The sequence below is a fragment of the Flavobacterium macrobrachii genome (genome assembly GCF_014486675.1).
GTDB classification, from domain to species: Bacteria; Bacteroidota; Bacteroidia; order Flavobacteriales; family Flavobacteriaceae; genus Flavobacterium; species Flavobacterium macrobrachii.
The window spans coordinates 1-13834 of the sequence record NZ_JACTAC010000081.1 but is presented as its reverse complement, the minus strand read 5'-3'; the positions used below and the strand labels follow the sequence as shown (position 1 = coordinate 13834).

The following is a 13834-nucleotide window of genomic DNA, read 5'->3' as shown; positions in this document are numbered from 1 at the left end:
AAAATATTATATAAAGATTGTGTATTTTTCATAGTGTTTATTTTGAATGCGGTATAAAAACCCATAAGATTTAAAAAATCTTATGGGCTATTTAAGTTATTATTGAACTGGTACAAGTCTTAAGTACCAAGCATTACCTGGTTCAGTTCCTTGAACTCTTAAGTACATAGAATTCTCAGTAATTTCTAAAATTTCAAATTCTTTTTTCAAAGCTCCATAGCCAATAAAAGTTCCAGAACCACCTAATAATATAGCTGCACCAGTTGTTTGTACAGTATCATTAGATGGAGAAACACTTGAAGGAACAAAAGCAAATGATGAAGAACCTCCAGCATAGCTGTAACAACCTTCATCTCCTGAGGCAGGAATGCCTGGTATAGAGGCTAAATCTCCTGTTTTAGTAAAAGCTCCGTCTGGAGTTGCTACATCGATAGAAAAAGCATTTCCAACTTTATTAAAAGTAAATCTTGCTGTATAAAAACAGTTACAACAAGCAACTTTCTCATTAATTGAAGCTGCCCACCAATCAGGACCGTAACTACCTTGATCCCATGGTCCAACACCGAAATGTCCTGGAATATCTTTGTTTACTACCCATGTTTTTGATGAATTATTTGTTAAACTAGTAATAACTTGCTCTCCTGGATCAAATAAACTCAAGACAGTAACTTCTTTTGTTATAACTGAAGATGTTCCTCCTTTACCATAGGCAATTACAGTTATTCTATATGTTTGTACTCCTTGATCAGTAAACTTTCTTGTAGTCGTTCCTGATGCAATTGTAGTCATTTCTAAAGCATCATCAGATAAATTCGTTACATTTCTATAACCAATTTTATAAGTCATTGCATTATTAGCAGAAACTGTAATTGATACATTTCCTGAACCATCACCGTTTGGATTTGAAGCATCCTGCCCTTGAATTTGTGTTTCAATTACTAAATTGCTGGGAGCAGTCAAATCACCCAACTCATAGTCATCTTTTTGACATCCTACGTATAATGATGCCAATAAAACAAAGGGAATTAATAAACATTTAATTTTATTTTTCATATTTTTTTAAATTAGTTAGTTTGAGTAACATTATCAATGTAAATCACTTCTCCAAAGCCATCTTGGGTATCATTATATCTAAACACTAATTGTCTAAAACTTGTTCCTTGAGGAATTCCTAAAGTGCTAAAATCAAATTCAAGTTCGTGCCATTGGTTAGCTACCGTTGTGGCTACTTTCAATACTTGATTAGGTATTCCAGTAGTTGCTTGCTCTAATTCTAGATTAATCATTTTTCCTGCTTCAGTAGCATATACCATGACTTTTATTTTGCCTCCATTGTCAATGTTAATTGGAACACTACCAGGCGCTGCCATTGGTGTCCAAGTTCCACTCCATGATGCAGCACCTACTGGTTTTATATATCGCCATACTGTTGCACTTGTATTAATTCCTCCTGGAAAAGGGTTTGCAACTAAAGCTGTTCCAACTCCACCAAAAGTTCCTCCTATACCATAGTTTTGAAATTGGTCCTCATAGGTAATCGGTAAAGAAAAAGGATTGTAAACTAAAAGATTAGTTGATGTTGTAGCTGTTGCTAAACCACCACTTTGAGCTACAACAGTTATAGTGTAATTACCAGCCGTTGCATAAGTATGCGTGATTGCCTGTCCTAAACCTAAAACCGTTGGTTGTTCGTTAGTGACATCACCAAAATAAATCCAATATGAATTAGCAAAATCTGCGGTTGGTGCTACTGTTACATTATAACCATTACCAGAAGCATTTATAGCCAAATTTTCAGGAGCTCTGTAAGTTATTACTAAAGGATAAGTAGTAATTGAACTTTCCCCCGCAATATCAAAAGACTCAATAGATACTGTATATGAACCTTCAGGATAATTATGTGATAAACTTTGACCAGGAAAAATTGTAACAGGCTCAGTTGAACCATGTCCAAGTGTAACTGCATATCTAGAAAATCCCTCACCTGTTGGAGTAATTTTTACTAAACCAGAATTATCATTACTAATATCAAATATTTTATCTTGATTTCCTGAGGTAACTGTTTCTAATGAAGATGTATCATTACCTATACCGTCTTCTGTACAGGCGCTTAAAACAAGTAAAGTTAAAAGCATTGTAATTTTTAAAATTCCTTTTTTCATGATTTATTAGTTGTAATTAGGATTTTGTTCAATTTGAGTACTTTCTAATTCTTGATTTGGAATTGGTAAAATTTCGTGCTTCCCTGCAACAAATCCTCTGTTTGCTAAAACAGTAGGTGCATCACCCCAACGAACTAAGTCAAACCATCTATGACCTTCACCTGCTAACTCTCTTCTTCTTTCAGCTTTAATAGCACCAAGGGATACTGGTACTGAGCCAAGTCCAACTCTATCTCTTACAGCATCTAATAATGCTTGAGCTCTCGCTCCTGTTCCACCTAATGCTTCTGCTTCCATTAAATAAGTGTCAGCTAAACGAATAGCATAAGTATTTTGTGCATAGTTAAGTACTGCATCACCTCCTAAACTTCCATCGTAAACATCTCCTTGACGAGGTAAAAATTTACCTAAGAAATAACCTGTATCTTGATAACCCCCAATATAATCAGCATTTCCGTTTTGTTTTAAAGTTTTTAAGTTAAATACTGTAGCATTTAATCTAGGATCACTTCCCATAAAGTCAACAAAATCTTGTGTAAATACATTAAAACTCCATCCTGAAGGTAACTCTGGAGCTGGACTACTTATTCTTACATAATTCCTTGGCCCAACCATTGTATTGATTGTATTTCCTTCATCAGAATTTCCACCCCAAATTCCCCAATAAGAACCTTGAGCTGAATGAGATACTTCTAATATTGATTCTGTATTAAACTTATTAGTAAAACTCCATAAATCATTAAAATTATCTAACAATCGGTATCCATATTGGCTTGTTCCACCAGGAGTTCCATTAACTTGTTCAAATTGTTGAGCGGCTAAACTATTCTTACCTTGATACAAATAAACTTTACCTAGTATTGCCTGTGCTGCACATTTAGTTAATCTGCCTCCATCACTTGATACATTCACTGTTGAAGGAAGGTTATCCATTGACTCAATTATGTCTGACTCAATTTGTGCCCAAACCTCTGCTGGATCTGCCTGAGGAACAGAATAAAATTGAGAAGCCGAAAGCGGTTCTAAAATTAAAGGTACATTTTTAAACATTCTAACTAAATTAAAATAATAGAATGCTCTTAATGTTTTAGCTTCCGCAGCAAAACGAGACTTAACATTTTCATCCATTGGTACTCCTGGTAATTTAGCTAATAACTGATTAGCTCTGTAGATACCTCTGTAATAATCACTCCAAAAACTTCTTGGTATTGTAAAAGGATTGATGGAATAATTTGAAAAAGATTGTATTCCTGCGCCATCAGAGTCACTTCCTCCTCCTGCAAAATGGTCATCAGAAGCAGCATTAAACATGGTGATAATGTTTTCAAATCCACCAGAATTTTTACGCATTAAATCATAAACTGAAACCAAAGCAGCTCTTGCCTCAGTCTCATCTTTATAATAATTACCTTCAGTAGTTGTTCCAATTGGTTCAACTTCTAAAAAATCTGAAGTACAAGACACTCCAACTGAAGTAAGTACAACAAATAAAGCTATTTTAATTTCTCTTTTCATAATCATTTTATTTTAAAATTGAACACTTGCTCCTAACATAAATGAGCGAGCTTGTGGATAATAACCTCTGTCAATACCAAAAACATCTCCACCGATTTCTGGATCAAAACCAGTATATTTGGTTAACGTTAAAAGATTTTCTCCCGTTACATACAATCTAACTTTTTGAAAACCAACTTTACTTATAATAGATTGTGGTAATGAATATCCTAGCTGTACAACTTTTAGACGTAAATAATCTCCGTCTTCAAGGTAAAAATCAGACATTCTTGTAAAGTTACCATTGGCATCACTTGATGAAATTCGTGGGTAAGAATTAGAAGTACCTTCACCAGTCCATCTGTTAAGTACATCGGTTTGGTAGTTTGCATTTGACATATCTAATCTTCGAAGTCCTTGGAAAATTTTGTTTCCAGCAACACCTTGAGTGAATACCATCAAATCAAATCCTTTGTAATCCATATTTAATGTGAAACTAAATGTATATTTTGGAAGTGGGCTTCCTAAATAGCCTTTGTCATCATCGGTTATTGCTCCATCACCATTTCTATCTTTCCATTTGAAATCACCTGGAACAGCATTTGGCTGAATAACTTGACCATTAGCATTTGTGTAAGCATTGATTTCTGCTTGATTTTGAAAAATTCCATTAGTTTGGAAACCATAAAATTCATTATATGAATGACCAACTTCTGTTCTTGTAACAGGTCCCATAGATTGAAAACCTGGACCAGTAAAGTAATCAACATTATTACCTAAGTTTGTAATTTCATTATTTAAAACGGCAAAAGTTGAATTTGCTGAAATATTAAACTCATTTATTTTTTTATTGAATCCTAATTCAAATTCAAGACCTGAATTATTCATATCAGCAATATTAGCTAAAGGTGGCGCTTCTGCTCCAACATATCCTGGAATTGGATTATCTCTAAGAATACCTGCAGTTTTCTTTTTATACCATTCAACTGTTAGATTAACTGAATTAAATAGTTTAGCATCAAAACCGATATTTGTTTGAGTTGTTTCCTCCCATTTCAAATCAGGGTTAGAAATTCTTCCCGGGCTTGAACCTGAAGTTACAACACCAGATGTTCCAAATGTATAGTTTCTACCTCCGTCAATTAATGCTAAGAAAGCATTATCACCAATTACGTCATTACCAGTAACCCCATAACCTACACGAAGTTTTAAATTATTTACCACCTCATTTGATTTCCAAAAATCTTCTTTTGAAATAACCCAACCAGCTGATAATGATGGGAAAGTTCCATACTTATTATTTGCCCCAAATTTAGAAGAACCATCACGTCTAATTAAACCTGTGAAAAGATACTTTTCTTTATAATCATAATTTAAACGAGCAAACAATGAAGTTGTTGTATTAGCTTGAACATCATAAGAATAACCTATTTTATTATCCTGTGTTACAGTAGGATCATTAAAACTTGCATCCTGATAATTGTTAGTAGACAAGTTGTATTGAGTTACACTTGTAACGGTAAAGAACTCATTATTTTTGTATGCACCTTGACCTAATAATACCGAGAATGTATGATCACCAATTACTTTATCATAAGTAAGTGTATTTTCAACTGTCCAGTTAAATGCTTTATTCTCAATACGCGAAATATTATTCTGACCTGTTACATTATTTACAGTTGCACTTAAATAGTATAGTGGTGTAAAACCTTGTCCACCCCAATAAGCAAGTTTACCTCCAAAAGTAGATCTTAGCTTGAATCCTTTATATGGTTTTGCTTCAATATAAGCGTTTCCAATAAAATCATCTGACCAGTTGTACTGCCCTAATCTAGTTTTAGCATATGCTAGTGGGTTGGTCATCTCTTGTCCAACAACATTTGAAATTCCATAAGGATTACCATTTTTGTCTCTTATTACATAAGGACTACTGTATAGAGTTCCGTTTGCTAAGACAGGATCTGTTTCTACAACAGGAGTTGTTGGATCTAAATTTATTGCAGAACTTAATGGTCCACCAAACTCACTATTGGTATTACCAAGACCAACTGTCTTTTGTCTAGTATAACCAATTGTCTGTCCAATTGTTAACCAGTCTCTAACTTTATGAGTTGAATTTATACGAATATTCTTTTTATCATAATTAGAAATTTCTGGCATTACAATTCCCTCTTGAAATTGACTACCAAAAGAAAAATAAAAATTAGAAACATCGTTTCCGCCACTTAAACTTACTTCATGGTTGTATCTACTAGCGGATGTATTAAATATTTGCTTTTGCCAATCAGTTCCAGTCCCTAAAGCACTTAAATTAGGATAAGGTATACTACCTTGTGCATTACCATTAGCAAAACGCTCATTCATAATTGCACCATACTCAGTAGCATTTAAAAGATTTAACATTCTTTCTGGAGAAGAAGTTCCCACGAAACCATTATAAGAAATAGACAATTTTCCAGCTTTTCCTTTTTTTGTAGTAACAAGAATAACCCCAGCTGCTGATCTTGCACCATAAATTGCAGAAGAAGCAGCATCTTTTAAAACTTCCATAGACTCAATATCAGATTGATTGATCGCTCCAAGTGCACCAGAATCTACAATAACTCCATCAACAACCCAAATAGGTTCATTACCACCATTTAATGTAGTAATACCTCTAACACGAACCGTTGAACCAGAACCTGGTTGACCTGCATTCATTGCAATGGTTACCCCAGCAGCTCTACCTTGTAAAGCTTGTTCAATACGTCCATTAGGAACTTTTTCCAAATCTTTAGCTGATACTTTGGAAATTGCTCCCGTTACTACACTTTTCTTTTGTGTACCGTAACCAACGTTTACTACAACCTCTTCAAGCAAATTGCTGTCTTCTTTAAGTTGTACGTTGATTTCTCCATCAATAATTGCAACTTCTTGTGTAGTATATCCTATATAGGATACAACTAACGTCTTTGCATCTGATGGTACATTGAAGGAAAATTTACCGTCAATGTCAGTTAATGTTCCTGCATTTGTTCCTTTAGCTACAACATTTACCCCAGGTAATGGTAATCCGTCAGCGTTGACAGTACCTGAGACTTTTTTTTGCGCCTGAGCAGATGCAATTGAAACAAAAACCAGTGAGATTAGAAAAAATTTCTCTTTAAATCTCCTTAAGAATAGTTCTACATTCATAAGCTTTAAAATAATTTATTTGTTTTGGTTTTATGCCACATTTTTGTGACGAGTTAATCATGGTGTTAAATTATTTATTTAAAAAGTATCAAATCAATAATTAACCACAACAAAAAATATACATAACAAAATTTTAAGCCATAAAAATTGAGAACATCACAGAGAGTAAAGAATTACAAGGTTTTTTATTAACAATTCATTAACAATAAAACCTTGAACAAAGACAACGAAAAGGTTGTTGTAAAGGTAATGTTGAGGTAAACTTAATAAATCTGTATAGTTAAATTGATAAAATATAATCTACTAAGCTCTCATCATGAGCTAAATTTAGCTTTTTACGTAATCTATATCGTTTTATCTCTACACTTCTAATAGAAATATTTAACATTGGAGCTATTTCTTTTGATGATAAATTAAGTCTTAAATAGGCACAAAGTTTCAAATCGCTTGGTGTTAAAGTAGCGTGTTTAGTTTTCATCTTCTTTAGAAAATCTTTATCCGCACTATCAAACGCTTCTTTGAAAACGGTCCAAGTGTCATCGTTTGATATATTCTTATTAATTGTAGTAATTACTGATTTTATACTTCTATTATTCCCTTCTCCTTCAGAAGATTTTTTTAAATCTTCTTTAATAATAGCTAGTAGTTCATCTTTCTTTATCAAACTCATGTTTGAAACTGCCAATTCTCTGTTTTTTGCATCAACATCTTGAGATAATTGCTCGTTTTTCATTTTCATTAATTGCTGCTCATTTTCTAATGCAGCTATTTCAAGTAATAAATTATTCTCTTCTATAAGCTTTATTTTTTGTTTATAGTAATATTGTTGATATGCTTTGTTTATATAGTAAGCTAAAATCATGAAAAGAATTAAATAAATAAGTACCGCTAATGTTGTAGCATACCATGGTTTATTGATAACAAAATGATATACTGCTACATTTTCTGGAGCAGCATTTGCTATTTTAGCTCTAACTCTAAAAGTATATTCGCCCGGCTCCAGATTTTTAAAATTAACTTCTGATTTTGTGTTCCATTGACTCCACTGACTTTGGAAACCTTCTAAAATGTATTGGTATTCAACATCAACAAATCGGTTGTATTGAGGTACTGTATATTTTATTGAAATGTTATTTTGATCATGCTTCAATTCTGTGGTTTTACTTATCGAAAGTTTTGTAGTTATCCCTTCTAATCTATTAACACTGACATCTGTAATGGCTACTTTATGGTTTTTTACTTTAAAATCATTTAAATCAATGATAAAATAGCCATCTGTTTTACCTACTAAATATTCATTACCAGATAACTGAGTTATATTTTCATAGCCAAGCATTGGGTTAACAATAGAAAAAGGAATAGGAATCTTATTAACCTTCAACTCTGAATTAAAGTTGCCTGCTGTAAAATAATATATGTAGCTTTTAGTAAAAAACCACATTTTACCTGATTTATCTACATTTAATTTACCTGAAACAAATTCATCTTTATCAAGTATCAAACTATTTTTTTTGTCTAATTCAAATTCTTTGGTTTTCGAATTCAAATTAAAAATTCCTTGTTTACCTGCATGAAATATTGAACCATTAAATTTTGCTAAACTTACATGCTTTCCTTTACTGGGTTTTTTCAAAATGGAAAATTTTTTTACGGATAAAAAATCTTTTGAAGGAATTACTTTTATTACTCCTTTATATTCATGTCCTACATATATGGTGTTATCGTTGTCGATTTCAAAATATCTGGAAGAAATATCAAAACCCTTAACTTTAGTTTTAAAAACCCAATTAGAATTTATTTTTTCTATAATAGAAAGTCCATTATAATTCCCTTGCATTATATAATTAGGAATACCAGGAACAGAATTAAATTTCCATGTTCCTGTTCCTTTAAAAATGAGCTTTGCACTAGATTGATTGATTAAAAATGTACCTAAATCATGACCACAAAACAATTGATTATCTTTTATAAATAGCGACCATACTTGTCCTTTTGTTCCGTTAATAAGCAAAAAATCTCCGTTAGAAAATTTCTTTTTAAAGAACAAGCCTTGATTTGTTCCAAGATATAAATTATCTTGATATTCAATTGATGTATAAACAGTACCTAGATAACCTTTGTCATCTTGATAATTTCTAACAGGAGATTGAAGGTTGATACAATCAATACCGTTATCTAAACCTAACCAGATATTATTGTCAACATCTTCATCAATAGAAAGTATTGTATTGTTACTTAATCCGGTGTTTTGAGTAATATGGTTTTGAATTTTACCTTGTTTATCTAAAATAAAAAGACCATTTGAAATGGTACCCAAAGCAAAACCTCCATTAGATAATTTTTTAGCACAAAAAATAGAATTTATTTTAAATATTTCATTTGACACAATATCGAACTGTTCAAGTTTGTTGTCCTTAAATTTTAATAAACCCGCTCGTTCTGTTTGTAATAATAAACCTTGAGTTGAAGGAAAAATTTCTACTATTCTATTCGTTTTAATTTGCTCGTTGCTACATATTAGTATGCTTTCTCCATTAACAATTTCGTATAAGCCTTCATTTATAGCTTGAAAATAAATTGAATTATTTGTATTGAATACTCTGAAAATATAAGGATGATTATCAATAAAGCGAAATGATTGGTCTTTTATATTATAAACATAAATTCTATTAAAAGACTGAAAAAGAACCCAGTTTTCAATAGCTACTATATTCCAAAAATGTTCATCTTCGATTAGTTTAGACTTTATTTTATTACTTAAAGAAATATACCTCAAAGAACCATCATCAACTCTTGACCAATAACCAAATTCCATGTAACATCCTGTATAAATCTTATTACCAACAACTTTTACTGAACGAAGTATTGTTTCGTTTGGCGAAGGATAAAGTTTCCATTCTGTTCCATTGAATTCAAGAAGGCCTTCGTTGTTAGCAAAATAGATAAATTCACTTTTATCTTGGTCTATCATCCAGTTTTGACTACCCGCTTTATAATAATTAGAATTAAATTTAATTATTGGAGGTAATTCTTGAGCAAAAAATAGTTGGCTTATAAAAAATAGTAAAAACGAAATTAATTTGATAAATTTCGTCTGATTTGTAGTTTATAGTTGAGTAACGCTTGTAAAAATATTGCTTCGCTTATTCAAATCCAAAAAAATGTAACATAGTTTGGTTTAAATCTCATCGAGGAAATGGTTATCTTTGCAATCATTTTGATTTTTGCCATGAAAAGTACGGAAATTGCTACACTCGAACCTAAAAAAAATATCTTAATTAAAGGTGCTCAAATTCATAATCTAAAAAATTTGGATGTTGTTATTCCTAGAAACCAATTAGTTGTTATTACAGGTTTATCGGGTTCAGGAAAATCGAGTTTGGCTTTTGATACTTTATATGCCGAAGGTCAACGCCGTTATGTAGAAAGTTTGTCTTCCTATGCGCGACAATTTTTGGGCAGATTAGACAAACCAAAAGTTGAATACATCAAAGGAATTGCACCAGCAATAGCCATTGAACAAAAAGTAAATACAACCAACGCGCGTTCAACCGTTGGGACTTCTACCGAAATTTATGATTACTTAAAACTACTTTTTGCTAGAATTGGAAAAACAATTTCGCCTGTTTCTGGCAAAGAAGTAAAAAAAGATACCGTATCTGATGTTATAAACGAAGTTAAAACCTTTGAAATCAATAGTAAATGGTTGCTACTGTCACCAATTCATCTGGAAGAAGGACGAAAACTAGAAGACAAACTAAAAGTGTTGCTTCAGCAAGGTTTTGCTCGAATTTTAGTTGAAAACGAAATGGTTCGTTTAGACCAACTAGACGAACATTCTTTAGACAACAAAGATATTTTGCTAATTATCGATAGAATTGTAGTAAATCCTGAAACTTCTTCCGAAGAAGAATTTTATAATCGATTGGCAGATGCCGTTCAAACCGCTTTTTTTGAAGGCAAAGGAGTTTGCTATTTGCAAGAACTTGAAACCAAAAAACGATTGGAATACAGTTCTAATTTTGAATTGGATGGAATGACTTTTCTAGAACCAAATATTCATCTTTTTAGTTTCAATAATCCTTATGGTGCATGTCCAACCTGCGAAGGTTATGGAAACATCATCGGGATTGATACCGAATTGGTCATTCCAAATACAGCACTTTCGGTTTTTGAAAACGCTATTTTTCCTTGGCGTGGTGAAAGCATGAGTTGGTATCGCGATCAATTGGTTAACAATGCTTATAAATTTGATTTTCCCATTCACAAACCCTATTTTCAGCTATCGGATGAACAAAAAGAACTCATTTGGAAAGGAAATAAATTATTTACTGGATTGAATGATTTTTTTGCCGAACTCGAAGAAAAAAATTATAAAATTCAAAATCGTGTGATGCTTTCGCGTTATCGAGGCAAAACAAAATGTACTACTTGTAAAGGAAAACGTCTTCGATTGGAAGCTAATTACATTCAAGTTGGCGGAAAAACCATTTCAGAATTGGTTGATTTACCAATCAAACGATTAATTCCGTTTTTTAGTGATTTAAAATTATCCGAATATGATTTTAAAGTCGCCAAACGTTTGCTAATCGAAATCAATAACCGATTAGCTTTTTTGAGTGATGTCGGTTTAGATTATTTAACCTTAAACCGAAATTCAGCTTCTCTTTCTGGTGGTGAATCGCAGCGAATTAATTTGGCTACTTCGCTTGGAAGTAGTTTAGTTGGTTCGATGTATATTTTGGACGAACCAAGCATTGGTTTACATCCAAAAGACACCGAAAAATTAATCACAGTCTTGAAAAATCTTCGTGATTTAGGAAATACCGTTATTGTGGTTGAGCACGACGAAGATATTATGAAAGCTGCCGACAGAATTATCGATATTGGTCAAGAAGCTGGAACGCACGGCGGAAATCTAGTTGCCGAAGGAACATTTGAAGAAATTCTGAAAGCCAACTCGCTTACAGCAAAATATTTGAATGGCGAAATGGAAATTGCTGTGCCAAAAACACGCAGAAAGTCAAAAAATACAATCGAAATTATTGGCGCAAGAGAAAACAATCTTCAAAACGTTGACGTTTCGTTTCCTTTGGAAAGTTTGACCATAATTACAGGTGTTTCGGGTAGCGGAAAAAGTACGTTGGTTAAAAAAATTCTTTTTCCAGCAATGCAAAAGAAACTCGAAGGCATTGGCGACAAAGCTGGACAATTCTCCGAAATTAAAGGAAGTTTTTCACATATAAAACACATCGAATATGTCGATCAAAACCCAATTGGAAGAAGTTCACGTTCCAATCCAGTGACGTATATCAAGGCGTATGACGACATCAGAGATTTATATGCCAAAGAAAAATTATCCAAAATTAGAGGTTATTTGCCGAAACATTTTTCGTTTAATGTTGATGGCGGACGATGTGAAACCTGCAAAGGTGACGGAAGCATTAATGTAGAAATGGTTTTCATGGCAGATGTTGAATTGCCATGTGAAACTTGTGGCGGAAAACGTTTCAAAAAAGAAATCCTCGAAGTAACTTTTGAAGGCAAAAACATCGACGATATATTAACGATGACAATTGACGATGCTATTTCGTTTTTCAGCGCTCATAAACAAACCAAAATTATTCAAAAACTACAACCGTTACAAGACGTTGGTTTAGGTTATGTTCAGTTAGGTCAATCCTCGTCAACGCTTTCTGGTGGTGAAGCACAACGTATTAAATTGGCTTCGTTCTTGGTAAAAGGTGCCACAAAAGACAAAGCATTGTTTGTTTTTGACGAACCAACAACTGGTTTGCATTTTCATGATATCAAAAAACTATTGACTTCTTTTGACGCTTTGATAGAAAAAGGACATTCGATTATTGTAATTGAACATAATTTAGATTTAATCAAATGTGCCGATTGGATTATCGATTTAGGTCCAGAAGGTGGCGAAAACGGCGGACAACTTCTCGCTGTTGGAACGCCAGAAGAAATCGTAAAAAACAAAAAATCAATTACAGGAAAGTATTTAATAACTAAATTGTAGGTTTTTTGATAGAAAGAATTAGATTTGCATCGCAAAAACCATACAAACCTCTTATAATCAAACTATTTATGAAGAAAAATTACTTATTCTTATTATTACTAATGACTAGCTATGCTAATGCTGCTATTATTTATGTAAATAAAAATGCCACTGGTGCAAACAACGGAAGTTCATGGACTAATGCCTATACAACCATTGAAGCCGCTTTTGCTAATTCAATCGTTGGAGATAAAATTTGGATTGCTCAAGGAGTTTATAAACCAACTGGAACAACAAGAAGTACAACATACAACATTCCTAATGGCGTAGAGGTATATGGAAGCTTTGCAGGCACCGAAACTAACGTTAACCAAAGAGATTTTAGTAATGGTCCAACAACCACCTTAAATGGTGATATTAATACTGTTGGGGTACAAACCGATAATTGCTGGAGCGTTGTAAAATTTACTAATGTTAGTAGCTTAACTATTTTTGATGGATTTAAAATTATCAATGGATATAATAACAGTAGTACTTATGGTGGAGCAATCTACAACAGTGGTGGTCAACCAACGATTAGAAACTGCGAAATGATAGCTAACTATGCGACAGATGGTGGTGCCTTTGGTAATGCAACTACCGAAGCTAATGTAACGACACTTATTAACTGTAAAATTAGAAACAACTCCGCTACAGAAGGTGGCGCTATCTTCAATCAATCAGGAACCTTAAAATTGATTAATTGTGATGTAACTAGTAATACAGCTGGATATGGTGGCGCAATACATGTTGAGTTTGATCATGTTATTATTGATCGTGGTATCTTTAGTGGAAACAGTGCCTCTGCAAGTGGAGGCGTTGTATATCTTGATAATAGTGATACTTCTATCGAGTTTAATAACTCATTACTTGTGGGGAATTTTGCTCCTGAAAAATCTGTAATGGGAATGAACAGTCCAGTATCTAATACAAATATTTCTAAATTTATTGGTTG

The 13834-nt window shown here is 32.9% G+C and carries 6 protein-coding genes and 1 pseudogene; 2 read left to right on the top strand and 5 right to left on the bottom strand.

The window, feature by feature from the left end; genetic code table 11:
• Positions 1-99 precede the first annotated feature (99 nt).
• The 5 genes from IAI56_RS13875 to IAI56_RS13855 form a co-directional block, all read right to left on the bottom strand.
• Positions 100-1053 carry a fibronectin type III domain-containing protein gene (locus tag IAI56_RS13875; protein WP_187658436.1) on the bottom strand — a complete coding sequence of 318 codons (954 nt, stop codon included), beginning with the start codon at positions 1051-1053 and terminating at the stop codon, positions 100-102.
• 11 nt (positions 1054-1064) lie between these two features.
• On the bottom strand, positions 1065-2162 hold the full coding sequence (locus IAI56_RS13870; RefSeq protein ID WP_187658435.1) for a PKD domain-containing protein: 1098 nt from the start codon (positions 2160-2162) through the stop codon (positions 1065-1067).
• A gap of 6 nt (positions 2163-2168) precedes the next feature.
• Positions 2169-3677, bottom strand: coding sequence for a RagB/SusD family nutrient uptake outer membrane protein (locus IAI56_RS13865; protein WP_187658434.1), 1509 nt, complete (start codon positions 3675-3677; stop codon positions 2169-2171).
• 12 nt (positions 3678-3689) lie between these two features.
• A complete protein-coding gene (locus tag IAI56_RS13860; protein ID WP_187658433.1) occupies positions 3690-6830 on the bottom strand; it encodes a SusC/RagA family TonB-linked outer membrane protein in 3141 nt (1046 codons plus the stop codon).
• Positions 6831-7110: 280 nt separating this feature from the next.
• Positions 7111-9801, bottom strand: a complete 2691-nt coding sequence (locus tag IAI56_RS13855; protein ID WP_187658432.1) for a helix-turn-helix and ligand-binding sensor domain-containing protein — start codon at positions 9799-9801, stop codon at positions 7111-7113.
• 258 nt (positions 9802-10059) lie between these two features.
• Here IAI56_RS13855 and uvrA point away from each other — a divergent pair, with 258 nt between their 5' ends.
• Together uvrA and IAI56_RS13845 are read left to right on the top strand one after the other, a co-directional pair.
• The gene (gene uvrA, locus IAI56_RS13850) at positions 10060-12861 is read left to right on the top strand and encodes an excinuclease ABC subunit UvrA (protein WP_187658437.1); all 2802 of its coding nucleotides are present in this window, start codon (positions 10060-10062) and stop codon (positions 12859-12861) included.
• 68 nt (positions 12862-12929) lie between these two features.
• Positions 12930-13834, top strand: a pseudogene (locus IAI56_RS13845) (hypothetical protein); the annotation flags it as partial.